The sequence below is a fragment of the Pseudomonas sp. GW460-12-10-14-TSB1 genome, assembly GCF_017349775.1.
Classification (GTDB): domain Bacteria; phylum Pseudomonadota; class Gammaproteobacteria; order Pseudomonadales; family Pseudomonadaceae; genus Aquipseudomonas; species Aquipseudomonas piscium.
Window position 1 is genome coordinate 31738 of record NZ_JACNAC010000012.1, and the last position, 23725, is coordinate 55462.

Below are 23725 nucleotides of genomic sequence, written 5' to 3' on the forward strand. Positions count from 1 at the left end.
GGACCTCAGCCTCTACTCCGGGAATCGCCAGCATGTCCGCCCCCTCCCTCGAACAACGCCTCGCCTGCCTGGACTGGCCCTCGATCGAGCAGCAGATCGACCAGGACGGCAGCGCGGTGATCGGCAACCTGCTCAGCGCTGACCAATGTCATGAGCTCAGCACTTTGTATCCCCACAGCGAGTTGTTCCGTTCGCGAGTGGTCATGGCCAGGCACGGTTTCGGCCGCGGCGAGTATCAGTATTTCGCCTACCCCTTGCCACAGCTGGTCGCCGAATTGCGCAGCCAGTTCTATCCGCGCCTGGTACCGCTGGCCAACCGCTGGAACCAGCTGATGAATATCCCCGTGCAGTATCCGCCCCGACACGAGGATTTTCTCCAGCGCTGCCACGCCGCCGGACAGCAGCGGCCGACGCCCTTGTTGCTGCAGTACGGCCCGCAGGATTACAACTGCCTGCATCAGGACCTGTACGGCGACAACGTATTTCCCCTGCAGGTCGCAGTCCTGCTGTCACAGCCCGGCACCGATTTCAGCGGCGGCGAATTCGTCATCACCGAACAGCGCCCGCGCATGCAGTCACGGCCACAGGTCATTGGTCTGAAGCAGGGTGATGCAGTGATCTTCGCCGTGCATCATCGTCCGGTAGCCGGCGTGCGCGGCCATTACCGGGTGACGCTACGCCATGGCGTCAGCCGCCTGCACAGCGGCCGCCGCCATACGCTAGGAGTGATCTTCCACGATGCCCAGTAACTTCACCGCCGAGCTGTTCGGTGACCCCGAACTGCAACAGGCGCCCCGCACCGAACAGATCGGCCCGCAGTCCTTTGTGCTTCGCGGTTTCGCCCTGCCCTGGATCGAACGCCTGCTGCCGGCCCTGCGTGGGGTGCTGCGCGCCGCGCCTTTCCGGCAGATGGTCACCCCGGGCGGCTTCACCATGTCGGTGGGCCTGAGCAGTTGTGGCCAGCTGGGCTGGACCACCGACCGCAGCGGCTACCGTTATACCGCCATCGATCCGCAGAGCGGCCAGCCCTGGCCGGCGATGCCCGAGGTGTTGCACGAACTGGCCCAGGCCGCCGCGACCCAGGCCGGTTTTGCCGGGTTCGACCCAGACGCCTGCCTGATCAATCACTATGTGCCCGGCGCCCGCATGTCCCTGCACCAGGACAAGGACGAGCGCGACTACCACGCACCGATCGTCTCCGTTTCCTTGGGTTTGCCGGCGGTGTTTCAGCTGGGTGGCGATCGGCGCAGCGACCGCCCGCTGCGGGTGCCGCTGCTGCATGGCGATGTGGTGGTCTGGGGTGGCGTCGACCGCCTGCGTTATCACGGCGTGCTGCCGCTCAAGGAAGGCACGCACCCGCTGCTGGGCCCGCGGCGTATCAACCTGACCTTTCGCCGGGCCGGTTGATCCCGCGGGAATTCAAGCGCAAGACTCGGAGTGCCAGGCACCCTGCCCTTGGCTAATCTGAGCGACATCCGTCACCGAGTAGAGCCCATGACCATGGTCCAGCCCAAGCCCACCACCGCAAGCGATCCCCGCTGGCTCGCCGTCCTGGCCCGTGATGCGAGCGCCGATGGCCAGTTTGTCTATGGGGTGAAAACCACCGGGGTCTACTGCCGTCCCAGCAGCCTGTCGCGCCTGCCTCGGCCGGAGAATGTCGAGTTCTTCGACACCGCGGAACAAGCCGAGGCCGCCGGTTACCGGCCAAGCAAACGCAGCGCCAGCGACCAGACCCAGGTGGCCGCGCATCACGCCAGCCTGGTGGCGGCCGCGTGCCGGCAGATCGAATCGGCCGAAGCGCTGCCCAGCCTGAAACAGCTGGCCGAGCAAGCCGGCATGAGCAGCTTCCACTTTCACCGGGTGTTCAAGGCCGCCACCGGGCTGACTCCGAAAGGCTACGCCAGCGCCCACCGTTCGCGGCGGGTGCGGCGCCAGCTGGAGCACGGCCATTCGGTGACCGACGCGCTGTACGACGCTGGCTTCAACTCCAACAGCCGCTTCTACGAAACCGCCGACCAGTTGCTGGGCATGAAACCCAGTGACTACCGCGCCGGCGGCCTGAACGCCGATATCCGCTTCGCCGTCGGCCAGTGTTCCCTGGGCGCGATCCTGGTCGCCCAGAGCAATCGTGGGGTCTGCGCGATCCTGCTGGGCGACGACCCCAACGCCCTGGTGCAGGATCTGCAGGACAAATTCCCGCGGGCCAACCTGATCGGCGCCGACCAGGATTTCGAGCAACTGGTGGCCAAGGTGGTGGGGTTTATCGAAGCGCCGGCCATTGGCCTCGACCTGCCGCTGGACCTGCAAGGCACGGCGTTCCAGGAGCGGGTCTGGCTGGCTCTCAAGGAGATTCCGCCGGGCAGCACCGCCAGCTACGCCGAGATCGCCCAGCGTATCGGCGCGCCGAAATCCTTTCGCGCCGTGGCCCAGGCCTGTGGCGCCAACAGCCTGGCGGTGGCGATCCCTTGCCACCGGGTGGTGCGCAGCGACGGCAACCTGTCCGGCTACCGCTGGGGCGTGGAGCGCAAGCGTCAGTTGCTCGAGCGCGAGAGCTCGTCCGAGGCTTGAATGCCGATGTACAGCGACACCGATTCCGGCCCGGTGTACACCTCGAAGTCCGTGGCGAAACGCCGGCGGACCTGCGGGTTGTCCTCGAAGTAGGCCCAGACCAGGCCCCAGGTCTGGATCACCACGTCCGGCATCGGCCCCTTGGCGGAGAACGCCAGGTACTCGCCGCCCTGCACCTGCACCAACGGATAGTCAGCGTTGCCTTCACCCACCGCCACACCAGCGGTGACGTCGAAATGCCCCGAGGCATCGGACTCGTAGTTGGAGTACACGCCGTAGATGAACGAGTCCGACTGCCGGTGACCGATGCTGTCGAACAGGCCTTCGACAAAAAACCGCTCCCACATCGGCCCGATCCGCGCGCTGTCCGCTTGTTGCTCGTCGGCATTGCAGGTACGCACCTGCAAGCCCGAAACACTGAAAGGCTGAACCTCTCGCAGTTTGACATCCATGCTTCGTACTCCTGTCTGGCGTTTATCTGGGTGACCGGCGCGCACGGTATCAGCGATTCACATCCACCACCACGCGCCCACGCAACTCGCCGGCCAACAGGCGCGACGCAGCGGCGATGGCTTCGCTGAGGCCGATCTCATGGCTGATCAACGGCAACAGGGCCGGGTCCAGATTACGCGCCAGGCGCTGCCAGGCCTCGATTCGCCGGGCCTTGGGCTGGGTCACACTGTTGATTCCGACCAGGGTCACGCCCCTTAGAATGAAGGGCGCCACCGAGGCCGGGAAGTCCATGCCCTGGGCCAGCCCGCAAGCGGCCACGGTGCCATTGGCCTTGGTGCTGGCGCAGGCATTGGCCAGGGTATGGCTGCCCACGGAGTCGATCACCGCCGCCCAGCGCTCCTTGGCCAAAGGCTTGCCCGACGCGGACAGGCTCGCGCGGTCGATGATCTCGCTGGCGCCCAGGCGCTTGAGGTAGTCCTGCTCGGCAGTGCGTCCGGTGGACGCCACCACCCGGTAACCGAGCCGGGCCAGCAAGGCTATGGCAAAGCTGCCGACCCCGCCATTGGCCCCGGTGACCAGCACCTCGCCCTGGTTCGGAGTCAGGCCGTGGCGCTCCAGCGCCAGGATGCTGAGCATCGCCGTGTACCCGGCCGTGCCGATGGCCATGGCCTCGGCCGCGCTGAACGCCTGGGGCAAGGGAATCAGCCAGTCACCGTCCAGCCGTGCCTTCTGCGCCAGGCCGCCCCAATGCCCTTCGCCCACGCCCCAGCCGTTGAGCAGCACCTGGTCGCCGGGCTGGTAATCCGGGTGGCTGCTGTCTTCGACGATGCCCGCCAGATCGATCCCCGGGACCATGGGAAACTTGCGCACCACCGGGCTGCTGCCGGTGATGGCCAGGCCGTCCTTGAAGTTCAGGGTGCTGTAGGCCACCCGCACCGTCACGTTGCCCTCGGGCAGCTGCTCTTCGCCAATATCACGCAGCGCCGCACGATAACCGGCGTCGTCTTTCTCGATCAAAATACCCTTGAACATCACTGCCTCCCGATAGGCCCATGGCCGGGCCGCGAACTTGAGCTTCAGCTTGCAAAGCCCCCACCTTCCCAGCCCGGGCGGGAAAAATCCACGCTCTTTTCGTCGTAGACCGCCCACACCCTGTCCTATCTGCAGGAGCGAGGCTTGCCCGCGATAGCGTTATCACTGGCAACCCAGGTGGCGGCCCTAATCCCGCCTCGCGAGCAAGCTCGCTCCTACAGAGGATTGCCGCGCCCCAGCCAAAGTCGACTGGCCTTGACCAACCCTCTCCTGATACAAACCCCGGGTTGCCGTCCTTCTTTTTTTGACGTCGGAGAATCATTCCAAATGAGCCAATGGCCTGACACCCGCATTCTCGACCTGCTGGGCATTCAACTGCCGATCATTCAAGGCCCCCTGGCCGGGGCGACCACCTCCGCCATGGTCATCGCCGTCGCCAGGGCCGGCGGCCTGGGCTCCCTGCCCTGCGCTATGCTCACCCCCGAGCAGATTCGCCAGGAAGTCCAGGCCATCCGCCAGGCCACATCCGCCCCGCTGAACCTGAACTTCTTCTGCCACCAGATGCCAGCCCCCGATGCCGAGCGCGCCGCACGCTGGAAAGCCGCCCTGGAACCCTACTACCGGGAACTGGGGGCCGACTTCGATGCCCCCACACCGGTCAGCAGCCGGGCGCCTTTCGACCTGGTCAGCTGCGAACTGGTGGAAGAGCTGCGCCCGGAAATCGTCAGCTTCCACTTCGGCCTGCCGGAGCCAGCCCTGCTCGCACGGGTCAAGGCCACCGGGGCCAAGGTGCTGTCGTCGGCGAGCACCGTCGATGAGGCGATCTGGCTGGAGCAGCATGGCTGCGACGCGATCATCGCCATGGGCTACGAGGCCGGTGGCCATCGCCCGATCTTCCTCAGCGACGACTTGAATACCCAGGTCGGCACCATGGCCCTGGTGCCGCAGATCGTCGATGCGGTGCAGGTGCCGGTGATCGCCGCCGGCGGGATCGGCGACGCCCGCGGCATAGTCGCCGCCTTCGCCCTCGGCGCCTCGGCGGTGCAACTGGGCACCGCCTACCTGTTCACCCCGGAAGCCAAGGTCAGCGCCGCCCACCACCAGGCCCTGCACACCGCCAAGGAGAGCGAAACCGCCCTGACCAACCTGTTCACCGGACGCCCGGCACGGGGCATCGTCAACCGGGTGATGCGCGAGATCGGCCCGATCAGCCCGCTGGCCCCGGCCTTCCCTCTGGCGGGTGGCGCGCTGATGCCGCTGCGCGCCAAGGACGACGCCGACTTCGCCAACCTCTGGTCCGGTCAGGCCCTGCGCCTGGGACTGGAACTGCCGGCCTTCGAGCTGACCCGCACGCTGGCCGAGCAAGCCCTGGCCAAGCTCAACAGAGGCTAAAAGCCCCAGGGCCGCGACCTCGTTCGCGGCCCGCCTCCCACTCCAGCTCCTGCCACAGTTCCGTTCGCTGGCAATTCGCTATATATTTTCGTATATAGCGTTTCACCCACCCCTGGCGCAGTCCATTCCAATACCCCCAACTGCCCAACGTCCCTTCGCCAATGGAGCTGTTCATGAACCGTCGTCTCTCAGGTTTTGCCCCAACCTGCCTTGCCGCTTTGCTCGCCGCCTGCGCGTTAGGCTCGGCCCAGGCCGATGAAGTCCAGGTGGCGGTCGCCGCTAACTTCACCGCGCCAATCCAGGCCATCGCCGCCGATTTCGAGAAAGACACCGGACACAAGCTGGTGGCCGCCTATGGCGCGACCGGGCAGTTCTATACCCAGATCAAGAACGGCGCGCCGTTCGAAGTCTTCCTCGCCGCCGACGACAGCACTCCGGAAAAACTCGAAAGCGAAGGCGCCACCGTCAAGGGCTCGCGCTTCACCTACGCCATCGGCACCCTGGCGCTGTGGTCGGCCAAGGATGCCTACGTCGACAGCAAGGGCCAGGTGCTCAAGGACAACCAGTACCAGCACCTGTCCATCGCCAACCCGAAAGCCGCGCCTTACGGCCTGGCCGCCACCCAGGTACTGGCCAAGCTGGGCCTGACCGACCAGGTCAAGGGCAAGATCGTCGAAGGCCAGAACATCACCCAGGCCTATCAGTTCGTCTCCACCGGCAACGCCGAACTCGGCTTTGTCGCCTTGTCGCAGATCTACAAAGACGGCAAAGTCAGCAGCGGCTCGGCCTGGATAGTCCCGGCCGAAATGCACGACCCGATCAAACAAGACGCGGTGATCCTCAACAAGGGCAAGGACAACCCGGCGGCCAAGGCCCTGGTTGACTACCTCAAGGGACCGAAAGCCGCGGCCGTCATCCAGTCCTACGGTTACCAACTCTAAATGCCGCTATCGAGTGCCGACTTTTCCGCCATCTGGCTGACCCTGCAACTGGCGTCGCTGACGACCCTGATCCTGCTGATCGTCGGTACGCCGATTGCGTTATGGCTGTCGCGCACTCGCTCGTGGCTGCGGGGGCCGATCGGCGCCATCGTCGCCTTGCCCCTGGTCCTGCCGCCGACGGTGATCGGCTTCTACCTGTTGCTCGCCCTCGGCCCCAACGGTTACATCGGCCAGCTCACCCAGGCCCTCGGCCTGGGTACCCTGACCTTCAGTTTCAGCGGCCTGGTGATCGGCTCGGTGATCTATTCCATGCCCTTTGTGGTGCAGCCGCTGCAGAACGCCTTTACCGCGATCGGCACCCGTCCACTGGAAGTGGCGGCGACCTTGCGCGCCAATCCCTGGGACACCTTCTTCAGCGTGATCCTGCCGCTGGCCAGGCCAGGCTTCATCACCGCGGCCATCCTCGGGTTCGCCCACACCGTCGGCGAGTTCGGCGTGGTGCTGATGATCGGCGGCAATATTCCCGAGAAGACCCGAGTGGTCTCGGTGCAGATCTACGACCACGTCGAAGCCCTGGAATACGCCCAGGCCCACTGGCTGGCCGCCGCCATGTTGGTGTTCTCGTTCCTGGTGTTGCTGGCGCTGTACTCCAGCCGCAAAACCCGCGCTGGCTGGAGTTGAGTCGTGAGTGCATCGATCCATGTGCGCCTCAAGCGCAGTTACAAAGCCTTCAACCTCGATCTCGACCTGGAGCTGCCAGGCCGCGGCGTCACCGCCTTGTACGGGCATTCCGGTTCCGGCAAGACCACCTGCCTGCGTTGCATCGCCGGCCTGGAGCAGGCCGAACAGGGCCTGGTGCGGATCAACGACGAGGTCTGGCAGGACAGCGAACGCCAGCTGTTTATGCCACCGCACAAACGCTCCCTGGGTTATGTATTTCAGGAAGCCAGCCTGTTCGCCCACCTCTCGGTGCAGGCCAATCTGGAGTTCGGTCTCAAGCGCATCCCCCGCGCGCAACGCCGTGTGGACATGGCCCAGGCCACCGAGCTGCTGGGCATCGGCCACCTGCTGCAACGCCATCCGCATAACCTGTCCGGCGGCGAGCGCCAGCGCATCGGCATTGCCCGCGCGCTGCTCACCAGCCCGCGGCTGCTGCTGATGGACGAGCCCTTGGCGGCCCTGGACAGCAAACGCAAAAGCGAGATCCTGCCGTACCTCGAACGCCTGCATGACGAGCTGGAGATCCCGGTGCTGTACGTCAGCCATTCCCAGGATGAAGTGGCGCGCCTGGCCGACCATATCGTGCTGCTGGAAAACGGCCGCGCCCTGGCCAGCGGGCCGATCGGCGAAACCCTGGCCCGCCTCGATCTGCCCCTGGCCCTGGGCGACGATGCCGGGGTGGTGATCGAAGGCCAGGTCACCCACTACGACGCCGGCTACCAGTTGCTCGCCCTGCAACTGCCCGGCAGCCAGTTGCGGGTACGGGTCGCCCACGCGCCGATGGCCATCGGCAAGCACCTGCGCTTCAAGGTCCAGGCGCGGGACGTCAGCCTCAGCCTGCAGGCCGGCGAACACAGCAGTATCCTCAACCGCCTGCCGGTAACGGTCAGCGGTGAAATCCCCGCCGACAACACCGCCCATGTCCTGGTGCGCCTGGATGTCGCCGGCAACCCGTTGCTGGCGCGGATCACCCGCTACTCCCGCGATCAACTGGAACTGCATCCGGGCCAGCAACTCTGGGCGCAGATCAAGGCGGTGGCCGTGCTCGCCTGAGCCGCGCGCCGGGCGCAAGCGCTTGCTCGCGATAGCCGCGCCGCGGGTTGTCATCCGGCCCACCCGCGCGTTAGGCTAGCCGCCCTTCCCCGTCACCGGACGATTGCCGACGTGAACAACTAAGCCTTCCAGAAATGTATTCGCGACAAGCCGCCTTGCAGCGCTTGTTGGCCTTTTTCGACATTTTCCGGAGGTGCTGATGACTCACGTCACACGGCTGCCTGCGCTGGTTTCCCTGAACCAGCTGACATTCCAGTTCGCCCATGGCGAAACCCTGTTCGATTCACTCGACCTGACATTCGATGCCTTGCCCACCGGCATAGTCGGGCGCAACGGCACCGGCAAGAGCCTGCTCGCGCGCCTGATCGCCGGCGAGCTTACGCCGTCCTCGGGCAGCGTCACGCGCTTTGCCCGCGTGGCCTATGTCGCCCAGGAACATCTGGCGCAGGAAGGCCAGAGCGTCGCCCAGGTCGCCGGCATCGCCGAGGCCCTGGCCGCCCTCGAACGCCTCGCCGCGGGCCAGGCCTCGATGACCGACCTGGCGCAGGTCGACGAGCGCTGGGACCTTGGCGAACGCCTGCGCCGCCTGCTGGACGAGGCAGGTCTCGACACAGTCGGCCCCGACAATCCGGCCGCCAGCCTCAGCGGCGGGCAACGGGCGCGTATCGCGGTGATCGGCGCCCTGCTCAGCGATGCCGAATTGCTGATACTCGACGAACCGAGCAACCATCTCGACGAACCCGGTCGCCAGTGGCTGCTGACGCAGCTCAGGCAGTGGCGCGGCGGACTGCTGCTGATCAGCCATGACCGCCAGCTACTGGCGCAGATGCAGCGCATCGTCGAGCTCACGCCCCAGGGCGCGCGAGTCTACGGCGGCAACTACGCGGCGTTCCGCGCCCAGCGCGAAGCCGAGCACGGCGCGGCGCGGGCCGCCCTGGAACACGCGCGAACCGAGCGCAGCCGCGAACAGAAACGCCTGCAACGCGAGCACGACACCATCCAGCGCCACGCCGCCGGCGCCCGGCGTTATGCCGACACCGCCAACATATCCAGCTTCGAACGGATGAAGATAAAAGGCGCGGCGCGGGACATCATGGGCCAGGTGCGCAACCGTCAGCAGAGCCACAAGAACAACCTCGATCAACAGGTCCGCGACGCCTATGCGCGGGTGGTGCCGGAGGCGCCAACCCTGGTGACGTTGCCCGGCACCGCGGTGCCCCAGGGGCAACAGGTATTCTGCCTGACGCGAGCGCAATTGCCCTGGCTGCCGCCCGAGGCCGCCTCCAGCTACCTCGACCTGAGCGTCACCGGCCCCATGCGCATTGCGGTCAGCGGGCCCAACGGCTGCGGAAAATCCACCCTGCTGAAAATGCTGGCCGGCGAGATCCAGCCCTTGAGCGGCCAGTGCCAGGTGCGGCTGGCCAGCGCCTGCCTTGACCAGCACCTGTCGCTGCTCGATCCCGAGCGTTCGATCCTCGACCACCTGGGAGCCCTCGACCGGCCACTGCAAGAAGGCCTGCTGCGCAGCCGCCTGGCCTTGCTGCAGTTGGACGCCCAGCGCGTGACCCAGCCCTGTGGCCAGCTCAGCGGTGGCGAACGCCTCAAGGCCGCCCTGGCGATTGCCCTGTGGCACGACACGCCGGCCAAGCTGCTGCTCCTGGACGAGCCGACCAACCACCTGGACCTGGAATCGGTGGAAGCATTCGAAAGCGCCCTGCGCGATTTCCCCGGCGCGATGCTGGTGGTGTCCCACGACCGCGAGTTCCTCGCCGCCATGGCGCCCAGCCACCGGTTGCAATGGACGGCAGCGGGCTGGAGACTGGACGAGGTCGGCCAATGAACAGGCTTTTGCGCGAATTTCGGAGTTACTTCTATAGTTGCTCTGAGCAGCTATCAACCAGGGAAGCGCCATGGAAGACATTTTTGTCGTAAAGCGCTGCAACAAGATCATCATTCAGGGTCGACGCGCCGGGGAAGCCGCCCACGGCGCGCCGATCGCCGCCCACTGGTACCGCATCGCCGACACCCGCACCGACGGTTTCATCGGCGATGGCTACGACCTGGAAGAGGACGCCGTGCGCGAGTGTCGCCGGCTCAATGCCGCCAGCCGCCGCGCCTGAAACCCTGGACAATCGGGTGATGCAGCCACTCGCCGGCAATGATGAAATTTCTTTCACTGTGAACCCGCCAAGGCTTAGCTAAAGTGGTTCAGGCTTATTGAAGACTCCCGACTGGCCCACCGCTCCCCGGTGGGTCTTTTTTATGGGCGATCGCCAAGGGCCGGGCGGCGGTTTGGCAGGTCATGCCGGGCATAAAAAAGCCCCGCACAGGGGCGGGGCTGCAGGACGCGGGCAAGACGTCGGTTACTTGAGCCTGACAGCGGTGCCGGTGACAAAAACCACCACCATGCCGCCACGGCCGCTGGGCATGCTGATCTCGTAGTCCAGACCGATCACCGCATCCGCGCGAATATCGCGGGCACGTTCCTTGATCTCGTCGGTCGCCTGCACCCGGGCTTCTTTCAGTGCCCGCTCCAGGGTCTGGGAACGCCCACCGAAAAAGTCGCGCATCCCGGCGAAGACATCACGTACGACGTTGATCCCCTGCACGGACTCGGCGCTCACGATATCCAGGTACTCGGCGATTTCTCGCCCCGCGATCGCGTGGGTGGTAGTGATAATCACGGCATTCTCCTTTGACCGGCGCGACCGCGCCCTGAACCCGGGCGTGGTCGCAAAAAAACGCGATGGTAACAGACCCTCTGCGCAGCATGCCGCGCGAGGCTGCCGCATCGGCCGGCAAGGTAATGCCAGGGGCGCGCCTGTCCGTGATTAAATCCGCCAGCGGATGGCCGCAGATCCCTTCTCAATTGGAGTATTCACATGGACGTCATTCAGTCGCGAGCCCCCGATCAATGCGCAGGCATGGAGGACATCCGCCGCGAAATCGATCGCCTCGACCAGGCTGTCATCCAGCTGCTGGGCGAACGTTTCCGCTACGTCATGGCCGCATCGAAATTCAAGACCTCGGAAACCGCCGTGCGGGCTCCCGAACGTTTTCGCGCCATGCTCCTGCAACGCCGGGAATGGGCCCAGGCCGAGGGGCTGAGCGCCGACGCCATCGAAAAGCTCTACAGTGACCTGGTGCAGCACTTCATCGCAGAGGAACTCAAGGGCTGGAAGTCCGCCCAGGCCCAGTCGCCGGCCTGAGGGCAAAAGAAAACCCGACAGCCAGGGAACAGGCCAGGCTGTCGGGCAGGGTCGTGGATGGGGTTATCGGGTGTTGGCCCCTTGTACAACCTTCTTGGCCTTCGCCTTGTAGGCCGGCAAGGCTGCCGCATAGGCCAGGGCCTCCTCTCGAGTGCCAAAGGAGCCAAGACGGTCGCCCTTGGTGCAGACCCGCCAGGGGCCGCTGTTGACGCTGACCACGTCATAGCCGTTCATGTGCATCTTGTTCAGCATTGGAACGCTCATAATCGCCTCCCTTTCGGTAGAGATCGTCCGAGGTTGTCGCGAACACCTTACACCCGGTCCGTACGGGCGTGGGTTCCATCCATCGCTACGAGGCCGGAGTACCCTGCCCGTGTTTCACTTGGGCTTGAGGTTCCCCAGGGGGTCATACGCCCGGGACTTGGGTTCTTTCTCCGGCTTGTTGTCCCTGGGCGCTCTCGCCGGACCTATGGGGTCCACCTGCGGATCAGCCAGGTCCGGGGAGTCAGGGTCGAAGCCCAGTTCGTCCTTGCCGGAGGCATGCTCGGATGAACTCGGGCCAGTGGGCCTGTTCGTATTCATGGATACCTCCCGACCAGGATGGAATGTTCTCTCAATAAGAGGGCCATTCCGACGCGGGGTGCAAAACAGCTGACGAATGGCACTGGATCAAACGGCCTTTTCCACCGCGCTTATGGCGTTTTGGAAGGTCTGCCACAGCCGAATCATGAGCTGCGTTATCAGTCTGCGCCAAGGCCTGCGTTTCGTCGCCCTGTCGTTGCTAGGACCACAGCGCAAGCGCACACTGGCCCCAGCTGACGGATCAGCTCCCCCTCTGCAAAAAGCCCGCCCATGCGGGCTTTTTGTCTATCCGCCATCCCCTCGTCCCGTCCTTGGCGAATACTGCTCGTGGCCCTCGTCGCTCGGCTTTACTTCAACTGATGCACCCAGGCGTCTCTTCACGACACCTATCATCGGGAGCCCTGCCATGAACAAAGTACTTATCGTCATGCTCACCCTGCTGTCAGCCACCTCCGGTTGCACCAGCAACTCCCACGTCTACCGCAATCAACCGCTGGTGGCGAAGGTCGAGACCGGCATGACCCAGGAACAAGTCCGACAGATCGGCGGCGAACCCTTGTCCGTCACCCCGCGCACCGTGGAACTCGGGACCTGCTTCGACTATGTGTTGACCCAGGCCGGCCATAACCAGCCGTTCAATGTCAGCTTCGACGGCAGCGGCAAAGTCGATCACACCAGCTTCCTCACCTGCGCCGAATGGAGCCACGCCCAGCAAAAAGCCAGGGCTCCAGGCAGTGGCACGGTTGATATGGGTGGCGGTTATTGAGCTGAGCTGGCCAGAGCCGACGGCGATTGCGGGTGGGTACGACCAGATGAAATTTCTTTCACTGTGAGCCGAGCGCCAGGCGGGTAGATTTCACCCTGCTCATTCAACTATTGGCCCGCTCCCCGCGGGCTTTTTTTTGCCTTGCTGCGGCTCGTGAGGAAGGCGCCCAAAGTGGCGTCGGGCGACAAGGAGGATTGCCGAAGGCAAATTTCAGGCAAAAAAAAGCCCAAGTAGCTGATGGACACTTGGGGCTAAAAATGCATAAACCGTGGTAGGTGAACGCGGGGCTATCTTAACGTCCTCGAGAACATGTAACAATATATTTTGAGGTTATTTTTACCCTAAATATTTTCTAAGTCATTAAATAACCACATGTTTTTTCAGGCTATGGCCGATTCGTCACCTTGTTGACGCCAGTAAAAAAGCGCCACCGCCCCTCTCTCCGCATTATTGAAGGGTTGCGTGAACCGCTTGCCTGTCGTCAGGCATAAAGGATCACGCACTCGGCAAACGAGGAAAACTCACCGGCTTCCACAGGCCCGCTGGTGCTGACCAGTCTTGCCGCGAAGGACAGCCTGAAACCCGATGCCACCGGGTACTCGACACAACCTTCGTGCCCCAGCAGCAGAACTTTCCCCTCGCTATCCAGCAGTTGAACGCCAACATTGCGTGCGGAGCCGGCCTCTTCATAGTCATTCATCAAGGTCACGCCATCGCTGGTGATGCCGTCAAAGTAGACCTGGACCTTTTTCGCGTCCTTGAGCCGGTCTTCGTTCAACTCGACGCTGAAAAAATGCGGGGAGCTGCCACCCGCCTGCAGCGCGTCAAGGCTCGATACACCCAGCTCGACCACTTGCTCCATGACGCTGGAACGCCGACGTGAAACCCCAGGAACAACACTCGCACCCAGGCCATTATCAGGATCGATCGTCCACGCGGAAGCGGTGACCCTGGCGCGAAAATCAAAGAACTTTCCAACATTCTGAGTGGGCATTAGTTATTCCTTTAATTGAATGCAGACATGCGATCGGTTCAGTCCGGAGCAGCCACCCAGGCCACTCTTCCTGTCTGTCGCCATGCGCTTTTTCAATGGACGAAACGCCAGTCGGTGTCAGCCAAAAAAGCGCACACGGCGAACGCTGAAACCTTAGAACGGCACCCCATTGGCGTCCTTAAGACACTTCCGAAACACTCCACTCAACTATCAGATCGCGCTGGAATGCTGCTGAAGGGGAGGCTCGGCAAATCACCGCCAAGGCGGTTATCCGGTATTTGAGCCAACGAAAAACAGCAAGGCATCGGAATCGAACCGGCGCCTGGATGTGGGGGGAATATCGGCGGGAGTACGGGACGCTGCGTGTCAGGCAAAAGCCCGGTCTTGCACCGGGCTTTGCTTGCGAGCCGGTCCGGACTGAATCAGTCCAGAGCGTCGTGCAGAACTTCGTAGATGATGCCTGTCGCGATGGCGACCAGGATCAAGTCGGTACCGGCCTGTTGCCATTCATAGCCGTCATAGTGCGGCAGCCGGCCCAGCATCCGGCCATCCAGTTTTTTCGCGATACCTGGCGGCAGGGGTTTGCCTCGGGCCAGGTTTTTCTGAATGCCCGGTGGCAGCGCCGGACCAGGTGACCAGTAGTCACGGCTGTCGCCAATGATCACGCGAATACCGCCGACATCTACTTGAGGTCCGTCATACCGCCCACCCTGTTTGTAATCCTGGGATTTGTTGCCTTTATTGCCGTGTCCGCCCTGATTGCCATGGGGATTGCCCTTGCCATTCCCTGGGTCCGCATACAAGGCAGTCGAGCCGAATAAAAACGCGGCACTTGCTAAAACAGCTACAACCGAACGAGTAGTCATCTCTGCAGTCCTCTGCATGAATCCAGCCGTGGTGCCATTCGTCATGACACCCGAACTATAGACAGCCGATTGCGTCTTAGTTCATGCAAACCTCTCCTTATCTATGGAAGCAATCATGCTTTTAAAGAAAAAAAATCTCGTGACGGCCGTGACCTGTGTACTGATGCTGGCAGCGGCCCCTCTGCTCCCTCTGACGTCCGCCTATGCAAAGGACGGTGGTGGCCATGGTGGCGGAAATGGCGGTGGTAACGGTGGGGGTCATGGCGGTGGCAATAGTGGCGGCAATAGTGGTGGTCATGGTGGCCAGGCTGGCGGCCACTCCGGAGGGGTCAGCAGCAAGGGCCATAGCGGCGGCCTGAAAAGCGACCCTGCCGGCAAGTCGGTTCGCAATCTCGGAGAAAATGGCAACCATTACGGCAGCATTCGTAATGACAGCAATGGCCATGGCTCGACCACTTCTGGAGTGGCTCACTCCAAAGATACCCGCGGGCTGTCAAAAGCGACGGCAATCTCGGGCACTACGCCTGGGGACCACAATGCAAAAGGCTTGAGCAACGCTGGCGTCTCTTCGAGCAAAAACGATCGATAGACCCCGCTTTTTGCTCTCCAGTTGAGTCGGCTTCAACACCGCAGGCTGGATGGCATCGCCCTGCATAAAAAGCCCGGCCCAGCGCCGGGCTTTTTAGTATCTGCCCAACCTGGCTGCCCCCTCTTTGGCTCTCATGACTCGGGCGCAGATGAAACTATCTTTATCTAACCTTCATGAAGCGAAGCGTCTGAATACCTACCCTTCAGGGACCGACAAAGTGAACTACAGGAGTAACCCACGATGTTTTCCCATGAAGGTCTCGGTCTGATGTCCATCTTCATTGTCCTGCTGCTGTGCGTGCTGGCGATGTTCATTCATCCTGTGCATGCGTTCTGGAGCTGGGTGCAAAGGCGTAGGCGCAGGTTGTCGGTCGAACATGCGGGGCGTGAAGGCAAGCCCTATTCGCGTTGAGCAGACACCCATCCAACGAAGCCCGGCCATGTCCGGGCTTCTGGTTTCTTGCTTCTACGCAGCCGCTCAGGCTCAGAGCAGCTCGGGCCGTTTGCGCCAGTCGATCGCAACCGCGATAGCCGCCAGCAGGATCGCCAGGACGTAGGCAAACAGCCCCAGGTTGACGCCCAGGATCAACTTCTCAGAACCATCGGTGAGCACCATCGACCCACCGTAAGACTGCCGAAGCCAGTAAGCCAACAAGAAGCCGCCCGTGACGAACAGAGTCAGGAGACTGGACAGGCGCAGGTTGCCCTTCAACCACACCAGCCACAGGCTGAATACACCGATCGCCGTATTGGTGAACAGCTGCCAGACCTCATGCAACCGTGCGTGGGGTTCCCAGGCCGGGTTGAAAACATGGGTCTCATTGATCTCCAGCACTGGCACCACAACGGCGTAGAAGATAATCCCGATCGTCACGAACAGCTTTGCTATCACTTGGAACCTCCTTGTGAGCGCGGCAAAACGCCAGTGCTTCAGCGGCCTATAAGGACACGCAAACGAATAAAGATCAGGTTCGATATACGCCAAAAGTCAGGGGAAAATGACAGTCCAGTTATAACCAATGGGTACCGCTCGTCCAGACCCTGATGCCCCGTCCCGTTCCTCATCTACACCTTTAGACATGGACTTCCGGTCGTATACATCCGACCTCTTCAGCGCCGCTCTTGGATATGGATAGAGAGGATCGGGCAACCGGCATTCGATTCGATGGCACACGAAGCGCCATGCGAAACCGCAGTACCTCAAGCTTCGAGTTTCATTTCTCAAGGAACGAAAAAATGATCACGAACTGCACGAACTGGCATGCCTGGCTGGACACCATGCCACCCAAGCCGGACGAACTTCATGTAGTAGGAGACGTTGAAGTCTCCAACCCAGGGGTCAAGGCCTATCTGACGGTACGAGTCCCGCAGGGTATCAACCCGGCAATACTCTTGCTGGATCTGCACCTGTACCAAAGGCCAGGGCAATGGATTCAGATGATCACCTGCACGCAAGTCAAATTCACCCGGGTACTGCCGCCAAACTCCGCGCTCTACAGCGCGGTTGAGATCTTCCACAACGGTGAGCGAATCGCGTATATCGACGAAATCCCACACATCTCCTGACTGATCCGTACTGAATCAGTGGAGCCTTGAAATCCGACTGCGACCGCCTGATCCTGGATCAGTCGGTCGCCTCCTCCGCCGCATTCCTGCTTCGCTCAATACGTTGGCTCTTGAACTGGCTGGCGTCTGCTTCTAGCCTGCAACCCGTTGTCAGGAAAAGCGGAAAAGAAATGATCAGAAGATTTGAACAGCAAGATATGGATGCCGTGCTGGACATCTGGCTGCAGGCTTCGCTGAAAGCCCACGACTTTATCGACGCCTCATTCTGGCAGTCGCAAGTCGACAATATGCGCAACCTGTACCTCCCGGCGTCAGAGACCTATGTCATCGAGCGGCAATCCAAAGTGCTGGGCTTCTATTCACTGCACGACGATCAGCTGGCCGCCTTGTTTGTTGCGCCTGAATTCCAGGCCAAGGGGATTGGCAAGCAATTGCTCGCCCATGCCGGGGCGCAGCGCCCGGTGTTGAGCCTGGCGGTGTACAAGAGCAACACGGCCAGTTGCGGCTTTTACCTGGCACAGGGTTTTGTCGTGACCCACGAGCAGACGGATGAGCAAACAGGGCAGCAGGAATACCTTATGAGCAGCGCCCCGCTCTGATCCATGTAACCCGTCACGGTATATCCAGGCTTTTATTGCTCTCCCAAAAAGCCCAGCGTACGAGCTGGGCTTTCTTGGCCAAAGACTGAATCAATGAGGCTGGCGCTGCCTCTGCAGCTCCGCCTTCAACCAGTTGCTTGCCGGTTGCGAGCCCCCAGGGCAGCGCACCTCATAGGCCTTGCCACTCATGCTGCTTTTAGTGGCGGCGAGGTCGATAAAGTCCTCCGCGCTGCTCACCATGTTCTTGCCCTCGAGGTAATTCAGCTTTTTCTCCAGGTGCTGCCGTGCCTGAGGGGCTGGGTACTCGGTGCCATTACGCACGAACTGACATTGGCTGTGCTCGACAAAGTCCAGCAAGCCCTTTATCTCCTGGGCTGCCTGAGGCGTCGTTTGAGCCTGCGCACTGCTTACTACCGCCAAGACGCCGATACCCGCCGCCATCAGCCATCGAGCCCACTCACCTGTAAAAATTCGCATCATTCGTCCTTGTCTTGAAACTGAGCCATGTTGCCGGATCTGGCCGAGCATCGCCCGGCGCCAGGTCGGTCAAACTTCGATAGGGAAAACCGGTTGAACGCCCTGCTGCACATCCGCGTTTTCTATCGCGGCCTCAAGTTTGGTCAGGAAGGCTGGATTCAATTTGGCGTCAAGCAGATTGACCTGCTCTACCGCCCTCTTCTGCTCAACCAGCTTGGCAAGTTCCGCATAAGAAAGTTTTGGTGCCGGGTTTTGAATAATCATCACTGAAGCTCTCCCTTGGTTCATCCGCCCAGCCCACTAGCGGCTGGCGGCAAGTGTATCCGCTGTTCCGCGCTCATCCAAACTCACCTGGCCAGCACTTGAGCCTATGGGTATTCAATATCCGCTTTTGTCGATAGCTGGCGCAGCCGAGCCTCGAATGCCATGCCGTTCAAGCACAGCCTTGAATGTTGCCGTCTCAGCCCCTCCTTGCCGCGCATGCCTGTCCGTACCTATTCCTGCCCTGCCATAGACCAATGGTGCCGCCAGTCGTCGTCGGGGCGTTGACGCCCTACCCCTTAAGGCGCGCAATGGCCCCCTAAAAATGATCGCCCAGGGCCCCTTTCCAGATGGCAAAGATCATAGTGCTGGCCGGTGACTTCCCCCAGGGGGACGCGGAGTATCTGCGCGGAACCATCACGCTCAAAACCCCCAATAAACCTCTAGTCGGGAAGAGCTTTCTCGTCTCCGAATTCAAGGACCTCACCGTCGAAAATACCGACTCGAACAAAAACATAAAGAGCGCCATAGGTCTTGGCGTGGTGGGCGCCATGTTTCTTGGGCCGGTGGGCGCCGTCGCCGGCTATCTTCTGGCGGGCCACAATACCGAGGTGACATTTCTGGCCACCTTGAAGAATGGTCAGACACTGCTTGCTGCAACCGATAACGAGACCTACCAGGACATCTCGGAGCGCTTCAACAGAAAAAACCTGCCCAACAAGCGCGATAAAACCGAGCCCTGACGCCAATTCAGCGCTTTGCTTCTTTTAGTCTGGTTGGGATGACAAAGTTGCAGCGAAAGATCGTTTATTGCGGAGCCAGCCGATTGACCTTCGACTGTCCCCCTCCCATCAAGCAGCCAGCAGAACCTTCTCTATCAGGCCGCTCAACGCCGGCAAACATCGACGAATGGCTGGATTTGAGAACAGCGCGATGAATACGCACGAATGGAAAAGCGACAAGGCTGACCGGACGGGGAAACCGTTCACAGTCAGCCTTGTCGTTTGGACAGCTTCAACCCAGGAAACGGCGGATTACCATTGGCCCGAGAAGATGCAGGTCAGTGCTTCGATGCCGCTGAACTTCCACAGCGAGTCGTTACAGTCCCTGGCGAATGCATGGGCGTTCGAGGCAGTGAGGGCCAGGACCACTGCGGAGGCGTAGACGATTTTCTTGAATGACATGGTGAATCTCCCTTTTCGAGTCGGCACTTTCTTGTGAGAGCCATCCTGACGAGGATGGTCATCCGCACTATAAGCCTGGCCTCGGCAACAGACGATTAGGGCTGTTGTGCTAATGGCCAATGTGCATCACCCAAGGCCGTGGGCGAGTGGCACAGGCCTTACAGCCCCCTCTGCGGACAAAAGCCGAAACAGATCAGAAGTTGCAGCTGTATTGATACTCGAAGGGAAAAAACACCGTATCGACCACCAAGGAAAACGGCGCGTCGATCAGTAAGAAGGGAATCAGTTTTCCATGGGATGTGCCTACCAACCACCAGTCCAGGCGCACGCCCTTGTAAGGGCAAGGGTGGTCGTAGTCCATGCGCATCGCTACCGCGGCGCAGCCGCTCAAGCAGTTGATCAACACCAACAGAATCACTTTCCGAAACACCTAATGTCCTTATTACTTCTATCTGCGGAACTGCGCAGGCGTCACTGCAATTCGCTAGTCACTCTTCCCCAGTCGTCATGACAGAGAAATACATCCGCAATCGGAAAGACAAGAACGTCGCTCCAAGCAAGCGAACCGCCACCTGCAATTCAAATTTGCGGACCAGAAACGAACAAGGGTTTGCATCGGCTTTCGCCAGCAAACCCTTGAGATAGATGGTGCCCGAAGCCGGAATCGAACCGGCACGCCCTTACGAGCGGGGGATTTTAAGTCCCATGCGTCTACCAGTTTCGCCATTCGGGCGGTAGCGCGGTGTTGCAATCTGAAAGGCTTGAATTGCTTGAGCCGTTTCAGCGCCTTGCGGCAAGGGGGTGAAATATATACATCCCCTACCCTTGAAGCAAGTTCGTTGGCGTCAAATTCAAGACTGGATATCGAACGCGGCCAAAAACAAAAAGGCTCCGTAAATCATCGATCTACAGAACTATTTTTATCAGAGGGAGCAACTGCCAGAACCGAACCGGCGCAGACGGATCTGCATTTCACTGATAAAACCAGATTTTTCAACAGGCTATCACACTAGAAACAGCGTAACCATCTGATTTTAAAAGGCTTGTAGCTGGACGAACAGGCGAAGACAGATTTTGCCCAGCCGGCGTAGGGATCGTGGGATCACTGAACCCATGGGCCAGCGGAGTCGAAGGGACAGGCCATAGGCCAAACTGCGAAGGAGCGAAATAGGTGCCCACCCTGACCAGCTGTTGGCCGTTCAGCATTCCATCGTAAACACACCTGGCCGGGCAAGCGGGATAACTCTATCCAGAGCGGTCGCGTATGTCTCGAAGACAATTCTGAAGAAACCTGAACGGCTAGAGGATGCTTTCTTGCAACCAACAAAAAGCCGGTAGATCGCTGATCTACGGGCTTTTCAGTTTGCAGGTCGAGGTTGCAACCGAACCGGCGAAATCGCTTCTCCAGGGTTGTATTCGGTCGAAAGCACCAGGCTTCAGAGGTTCGTTGAATACGATGTGCGGCTGAAGGCAAGCTCGCCCCGATTGTGCACTTCTACCCCTATGCCCCCTGGATGGGGCCGGAAGCGTTTTAAGAATCGACTGATACCTGGGGAAATCCAACGCCACTAGTATGCCCGGGTACTTATCAGGACATGCGGCGAAAGCCCCACAACCCGTCGCACTGGCTTATGAACACTCCACAAGGAAGAGGCACATCGATGTCTCTTTCAGTTTTCTCGAGAAAATTCATGAAAAAGTACCTTGCCGTGAGTGCCGCGCTTGCCGGTTTTCTGTCGTTGTTTGCCGTGCCCTCCCATGCCGGCATCTCATTGGGGGTAAACCGAGTGGTACTGGTTGCGCCGAAGAAGGAAGCTTCCGTTCTAATGCTGAACGATGAGTCGACCTCCTTCATGGTCCAATCCTGGATCGAGCCCTTCAGCACCAGCACCGATCAGGACGTACCCTTTGCCCTTACCCCTCCCCTGAAACGCCTGAACGGGAACGCCCGGCAGCAGTTGCGTGTTCTGTATCAAGGCGCGGGACTTCCAGCGGACAGGGAGTCGGTGTTCTGGTTGAGCGTGCAGGAAGTTCCCCAGAAGTCGAAGGATGAAAACATCCTGCAGATTGCCGTGCGCCAGCGCATCAAGTTGTTTTACCGGCCCGCCGACTTGCCAGGCGACGTTGGCCAGGCCCCATCCAGGTTGCAATGGCGCATGGTGCCCAAGGATGGCAAGCCGGGCCTGGAAGTCAGGAATGACTCAGCGTTTCACATATCTTTCAGCTCGGTGAACCTCAAGAGCGGTTCGAACAACTATCCGATTCCCGTAGAAATGCTGCCCCCCTACTCAAGCCAATCATTCGCGATCGAGGGGGCTTCTTCCTTGGCTCCAGGCGGAGCAACAAAAATCGAGTTCGAAAGCATCAACGACGATGGCGTACTGGTACAGCACTCAGGCGACATATCCAGCTGAGCATAGTTAAAGACCAGGACGCTTTGTTTGTTGCTTACCCCACATCTAGTTATCGGCTGAACATCACTTCTTGGTGGCGTACACACTTCGCCAACGATCTGCAGCCAACAAAAATCATTTCCGAACGAATGGAGCCAAGGGTGCGTGAGAGCGATTCACCCACGAACTGCATTCAAGGTCGATCAGAGAGAAACAGGCAATGAAGACCACAGCAGAAAGAATTTTCAGCGCAATATTTATCGTGCCGCAACTGTGCGTAATAACATTCACGGCCCTCGCCGTGTCACCGCCCGCGAAGGCGGATGTAACAGCATTCGGGCAGGAGCTTTCGATTCCGAAGAACACGGCCAACGGCACCATAGTGGCTCGACATTACATTACTCCGCAGCAGCTATGCGGCGGATCGAGCTGCAAAATCACCCACGTTCTCGCCTACCCAGATGGCGGCGGGACCTCCTCATACGCAACAGTACTCACCACGAATGTCTCGGGCATATCGACTCGTTTGTTGATCAATGGAAGAGCCTACGGAACTTCATATCCAGAGCAAACGGTCACGCGGCCAATCGAAGTACAGTTACTTGGCGACGGTCGGGAAAATAAAGGCGGCTCCCTTGCGGGCGTCCACACCTCACCGTATTACTACCAGCTCAGAGCAGTAGAGAACTTCGATTTTCGAATCTACCTGAAGGGCACTATCACCCCTATCGACGGTACCTGCTCGGTACCGAGCCAGACGGTAAAGCTACCTAAAACCTTGATTCAGCGCCTGGAGCGCGTCGGCTCGACAGCCGGCACCCAGAGTTTCCAGATACAGGTCAACAACTGTCCCAAGGGCTATAACCGGATTGGCTATACCCTTGACCCGGTTGGCGGCGTGATTGCGAACTCGCCAGGGGTGTTGCCGCTTGCTGGCGGCTCGACCGCGAGCGGCATAAAGATCCGGGTCGAAAACGCCCAGGGCGCTCCAGCAACCATGGGGAGTTCGATAACGGTCGATGGATACAGCAAGGCGGCAGGTGGCTCGTTTGTCATTCCGATGCAGGCGTCCTACATCAGAACCGACACAGTCGCCAAACCGGGAACGGTAAAGGGGGCGATGACCGTGTTTATGGATTACCGGTAACCCTTCCCGCTCGCTATCCTGCTGGCCTCCTTCGAACCAACGACAGGAGGCTCCGCCAGTCGAACACATGTCTGGCTAGCCAATGCTGGTTTTCGAGGCAGACTTTGAGGGGCTTCAAAAGGCCCATCGGGTAGGCCTCGAACGGCAGGCCGCCATAAGGCTTTTCACTGCATAAATGAAGATTGGCCTGCGGCCATATCGGCTGATAATCGCGGCGCAGGCACCGCTCCTTACGCTTCAAGCCTGCTTTCTTCCAGCCAATAAAAAACCCCGTAGATCATTGATCTACGGGGTTTTCAGTTTGGAGGCCGAGGTCGGAATCGAACCGGCGTAGGCGGATTTGCAATCCGCACGCAGCAATCTTTTCTGTGGCTGGAGCCCGCAATCTACGCGGGGGGCTATATCCCTGTGCGGAAATGACTTTCCCTCCTCCGGCACCCTTCCGACTGAACACAATCCCCCTAACCTGGCCTGCAGTACCACGACTGCGTATACAGGCGCCTATCTACCTCTTCGATACCGCTCAGCATGAAAGTGTTGGCTGACATCCCGGACAGAAACGCATTGATCAACGGCAGAAGCAACTCAGTATCGAGCGGCATTGCCGGTCGGATCCTTGCTATGTTGCTATCGCGACTCATGGTTTCACACATCTCATTACGGATATTCAGGTCTCCGCGGATCGGCTTCTCTCTACCTATTGCCTCCACACCCAAGAAGCGTACCGAGCAGATAGTGCTCTTCAACAGGGCGAATCGGCCGAATCGTTTCGTGCGGGTTTTGAGGTGGGGATATGTGGAGCCAGGTCGCGGAACAAATAAGAGCCATCGATCAACTAACCATCTTTTGTCTTGATCAGCGACGAAAGCAGTCAACTCAAAAACGTCGCCGATCAATATATCGCAGCTCAAGCTAATTCACTCTAAATACAACC

General features: G+C 60.5%; 30 protein-coding genes and 1 tRNA gene. 18 read left to right on the forward strand and 13 right to left on the reverse strand.

Going from position 1 to position 23725, the window contains the following annotated elements; genetic code table 11:
• The first annotated feature begins 32 nt into the window (after nucleotides 1-32).
• The 3 genes from J4D52_RS10305 to ada all read left to right on the forward strand — a co-directional run bounded on the left by J4D52_RS10305 (nucleotide 33) and on the right by ada (nucleotide 2568).
• On the forward strand, nucleotides 33-749 hold the full coding sequence (locus J4D52_RS10305; protein WP_102677304.1) for a 2OG-Fe(II) oxygenase: 717 nt from the start codon (nucleotides 33-35) through the stop codon (nucleotides 747-749).
• Nucleotides 739-1407 carry a DNA oxidative demethylase AlkB gene (gene alkB / locus J4D52_RS10310; RefSeq protein WP_063431333.1) on the forward strand — a complete coding sequence of 223 codons (669 nt, stop codon included), beginning with the start codon at nucleotides 739-741 and terminating at the stop codon, nucleotides 1405-1407. The genes J4D52_RS10305 and alkB overlap by 11 nt, the downstream gene beginning before the upstream one ends.
• Before the next feature lie 87 nt (nucleotides 1408-1494).
• The gene (gene ada / locus J4D52_RS10315) at nucleotides 1495-2568 is read left to right on the forward strand and encodes a bifunctional DNA-binding transcriptional regulator/O6-methylguanine-DNA methyltransferase Ada (protein ID WP_025808609.1); all 1074 of its coding nucleotides are present in this window, start codon (nucleotides 1495-1497) and stop codon (nucleotides 2566-2568) included.
• On the opposite strand, the gene J4D52_RS10320 is transcribed toward ada, so the two are convergent.
• Nucleotides 2532-3020, reverse strand: a complete 489-nt coding sequence (locus J4D52_RS10320) for a GyrI-like domain-containing protein (protein WP_025808608.1) — start codon at nucleotides 3018-3020, stop codon at nucleotides 2532-2534. The two genes, ada and J4D52_RS10320, sit on opposite strands and share 37 nt — an antisense overlap.
• Nucleotides 3021-3069: 49 nt before the next feature.
• On the reverse strand, nucleotides 3070-4053 hold the full coding sequence (locus J4D52_RS10325; RefSeq protein WP_063431335.1) for an MDR family oxidoreductase: 984 nt from the start codon (nucleotides 4051-4053) through the stop codon (nucleotides 3070-3072).
• 327 nt (nucleotides 4054-4380) lie between these two features.
• On the opposite strand from J4D52_RS10325, the gene J4D52_RS10330 reads away from it, so the two are divergent.
• From J4D52_RS10330 to J4D52_RS10355, 6 genes are all read left to right on the forward strand, one after another.
• The gene (locus J4D52_RS10330) at nucleotides 4381-5445 is read left to right on the forward strand and encodes a nitronate monooxygenase family protein (protein ID WP_102677305.1); all 1065 of its coding nucleotides are present in this window, start codon (nucleotides 4381-4383) and stop codon (nucleotides 5443-5445) included.
• Nucleotides 5446-5618: 173 nt separating this feature from the next.
• A complete protein-coding gene (modA, locus tag J4D52_RS10335) occupies nucleotides 5619-6386 on the forward strand; it encodes a molybdate ABC transporter substrate-binding protein (protein ID WP_053279453.1) in 768 nt (255 codons plus the stop codon).
• A complete protein-coding gene (gene modB, locus J4D52_RS10340) occupies nucleotides 6387-7067 on the forward strand; it encodes a molybdate ABC transporter permease subunit (protein WP_009049354.1) in 681 nt (226 codons plus the stop codon). It abuts the gene before it with no gap.
• 3 nt (nucleotides 7068-7070) lie between these two features.
• Entirely contained in the window at nucleotides 7071-8159 is a 1089-nt protein-coding gene (gene modC, locus J4D52_RS10345; RefSeq protein WP_102677306.1) for a molybdenum ABC transporter ATP-binding protein, read from the forward strand.
• 199 nt (nucleotides 8160-8358) lie between these two features.
• Nucleotides 8359-9999: an ABC-F family ATP-binding cassette domain-containing protein gene (locus tag J4D52_RS10350; RefSeq protein ID WP_102677307.1), complete on the forward strand. Its 1641-nt coding sequence runs from the start codon at nucleotides 8359-8361 to the stop codon at nucleotides 9997-9999.
• Between the two features lie 70 nt (nucleotides 10000-10069).
• The gene (locus tag J4D52_RS10355) at nucleotides 10070-10279 is read left to right on the forward strand and encodes a hypothetical protein (protein WP_023965801.1); all 210 of its coding nucleotides are present in this window, start codon (nucleotides 10070-10072) and stop codon (nucleotides 10277-10279) included.
• A gap of 243 nt (nucleotides 10280-10522) precedes the next feature.
• Here J4D52_RS10355 and J4D52_RS10360 read toward each other — a convergent pair whose 3' ends face one another.
• Entirely contained in the window at nucleotides 10523-10843 is a 321-nt protein-coding gene (locus tag J4D52_RS10360) for a YbjQ family protein (RefSeq protein ID WP_009049358.1), read from the reverse strand.
• A gap of 198 nt (nucleotides 10844-11041) precedes the next feature.
• Between J4D52_RS10360 and J4D52_RS10365 the strand changes: the two genes are divergently transcribed.
• A complete protein-coding gene (locus J4D52_RS10365; protein WP_053279458.1) occupies nucleotides 11042-11368 on the forward strand; it encodes an isochorismate lyase in 327 nt (108 codons plus the stop codon).
• Between the two features lie 63 nt (nucleotides 11369-11431).
• On the opposite strand, the gene J4D52_RS10370 is transcribed toward J4D52_RS10365, so the two are convergent.
• Both J4D52_RS10370 and J4D52_RS10375 read right to left on the reverse strand, forming a co-directional pair.
• On the reverse strand, nucleotides 11432-11632 hold the full coding sequence (locus tag J4D52_RS10370) for a DUF2188 domain-containing protein (RefSeq protein WP_102677308.1): 201 nt from the start codon (nucleotides 11630-11632) through the stop codon (nucleotides 11432-11434).
• Between the two features lie 114 nt (nucleotides 11633-11746).
• Nucleotides 11747-11950: a DUF6021 family protein gene (locus J4D52_RS10375; protein WP_025808599.1), complete on the reverse strand. Its 204-nt coding sequence runs from the start codon at nucleotides 11948-11950 to the stop codon at nucleotides 11747-11749.
• A 406-nt stretch (nucleotides 11951-12356) separates the two neighbouring features.
• On the opposite strand from J4D52_RS10375, the gene osmE reads away from it, so the two are divergent.
• Entirely contained in the window at nucleotides 12357-12716 is a 360-nt protein-coding gene (gene osmE, locus J4D52_RS10380) for an osmotically-inducible lipoprotein OsmE (protein WP_025808598.1), read from the forward strand.
• A 481-nt stretch (nucleotides 12717-13197) separates the two neighbouring features.
• Here the strand turns inward: osmE and J4D52_RS10385 are convergent, their stop codons facing one another.
• Both J4D52_RS10385 and J4D52_RS10390 read right to left on the reverse strand, forming a co-directional pair.
• Nucleotides 13198-13710, reverse strand: a complete 513-nt coding sequence (locus J4D52_RS10385) for a fimbrial protein (protein ID WP_102677309.1) — start codon at nucleotides 13708-13710, stop codon at nucleotides 13198-13200.
• Between the two features lie 422 nt (nucleotides 13711-14132).
• Nucleotides 14133-14576, reverse strand: coding sequence for an anti-virulence regulator CigR family protein (locus J4D52_RS10390; protein ID WP_025808596.1), 444 nt, complete (start codon nucleotides 14574-14576; stop codon nucleotides 14133-14135).
• 115 nt (nucleotides 14577-14691) lie between these two features.
• Between J4D52_RS10390 and J4D52_RS10395 the strand changes: the two genes are divergently transcribed.
• Nucleotides 14692-15165, forward strand: a complete 474-nt coding sequence (locus tag J4D52_RS10395; RefSeq protein ID WP_080693514.1) for a hypothetical protein — start codon at nucleotides 14692-14694, stop codon at nucleotides 15163-15165.
• 240 nt (nucleotides 15166-15405) lie between these two features.
• Entirely contained in the window at nucleotides 15406-15576 is a 171-nt protein-coding gene (locus J4D52_RS10400) for a hypothetical protein (protein ID WP_164485765.1), read from the forward strand.
• Between the two features lie 72 nt (nucleotides 15577-15648).
• Here J4D52_RS10400 and J4D52_RS10405 read toward each other — a convergent pair whose 3' ends face one another.
• Nucleotides 15649-16056, reverse strand: coding sequence for a hypothetical protein (locus J4D52_RS10405; protein ID WP_063431349.1), 408 nt, complete (start codon nucleotides 16054-16056; stop codon nucleotides 15649-15651).
• Nucleotides 16057-16400: 344 nt separating this feature from the next.
• On the opposite strand from J4D52_RS10405, the gene J4D52_RS10410 reads away from it, so the two are divergent.
• Complete coding sequence (locus J4D52_RS10410; protein ID WP_102677310.1) at nucleotides 16401-16730, forward strand: hypothetical protein; 330 nt, start codon at nucleotides 16401-16403, stop codon at nucleotides 16728-16730.
• A 170-nt stretch (nucleotides 16731-16900) separates the two neighbouring features.
• Nucleotides 16901-17329 (forward strand): N-acetyltransferase, encoded by a 429-nt coding sequence (locus tag J4D52_RS10415; protein ID WP_102677311.1) that lies wholly within the window; start codon nucleotides 16901-16903, stop codon nucleotides 17327-17329.
• 90 nt (nucleotides 17330-17419) lie between these two features.
• On the opposite strand, the gene J4D52_RS10420 is transcribed toward J4D52_RS10415, so the two are convergent.
• Nucleotides 17420-17806 (reverse strand): DUF5329 domain-containing protein, encoded by a 387-nt coding sequence (locus J4D52_RS10420; RefSeq protein WP_102677312.1) that lies wholly within the window; start codon nucleotides 17804-17806, stop codon nucleotides 17420-17422.
• Nucleotides 17807-17875: 69 nt separating this feature from the next.
• Nucleotides 17876-18073, reverse strand: a complete 198-nt coding sequence (locus tag J4D52_RS30505) for a hypothetical protein (RefSeq protein ID WP_230589689.1) — start codon at nucleotides 18071-18073, stop codon at nucleotides 17876-17878.
• Between the two features lie 344 nt (nucleotides 18074-18417).
• Between J4D52_RS30505 and J4D52_RS10430 the strand changes: the two genes are divergently transcribed.
• Nucleotides 18418-18810: a hypothetical protein gene (locus J4D52_RS10430; RefSeq protein ID WP_063431377.1), complete on the forward strand. Its 393-nt coding sequence runs from the start codon at nucleotides 18418-18420 to the stop codon at nucleotides 18808-18810.
• 291 nt (nucleotides 18811-19101) lie between these two features.
• Here J4D52_RS10430 and J4D52_RS10435 read toward each other — a convergent pair whose 3' ends face one another.
• The 3 genes from J4D52_RS10435 to J4D52_RS10445 form a co-directional block, all read right to left on the reverse strand.
• On the reverse strand, nucleotides 19102-19251 hold the full coding sequence (locus J4D52_RS10435) for a hypothetical protein (protein WP_007921689.1): 150 nt from the start codon (nucleotides 19249-19251) through the stop codon (nucleotides 19102-19104).
• Nucleotides 19252-19444: 193 nt separating this feature from the next.
• Nucleotides 19445-19681, reverse strand: a complete 237-nt coding sequence (locus J4D52_RS10440; RefSeq protein WP_053279470.1) for a YceK/YidQ family lipoprotein — start codon at nucleotides 19679-19681, stop codon at nucleotides 19445-19447.
• A 216-nt stretch (nucleotides 19682-19897) separates the two neighbouring features.
• Nucleotides 19898-19984 (reverse strand) — tRNA-Leu (locus J4D52_RS10445).
• A gap of 958 nt (nucleotides 19985-20942) precedes the next feature.
• Between J4D52_RS10445 and J4D52_RS10450 the strand changes: the two genes are divergently transcribed.
• Together J4D52_RS10450 and J4D52_RS10455 are read left to right on the forward strand one after the other, a co-directional pair.
• A complete protein-coding gene (locus J4D52_RS10450; RefSeq protein ID WP_102677342.1) occupies nucleotides 20943-21665 on the forward strand; it encodes a molecular chaperone in 723 nt (240 codons plus the stop codon).
• Nucleotides 21666-21864: 199 nt separating this feature from the next.
• A complete protein-coding gene (locus J4D52_RS10455) occupies nucleotides 21865-22791 on the forward strand; it encodes a fimbrial protein (protein WP_102677313.1) in 927 nt (308 codons plus the stop codon).
• Nucleotides 22792-23725: the final 934 nt, after the last annotated feature.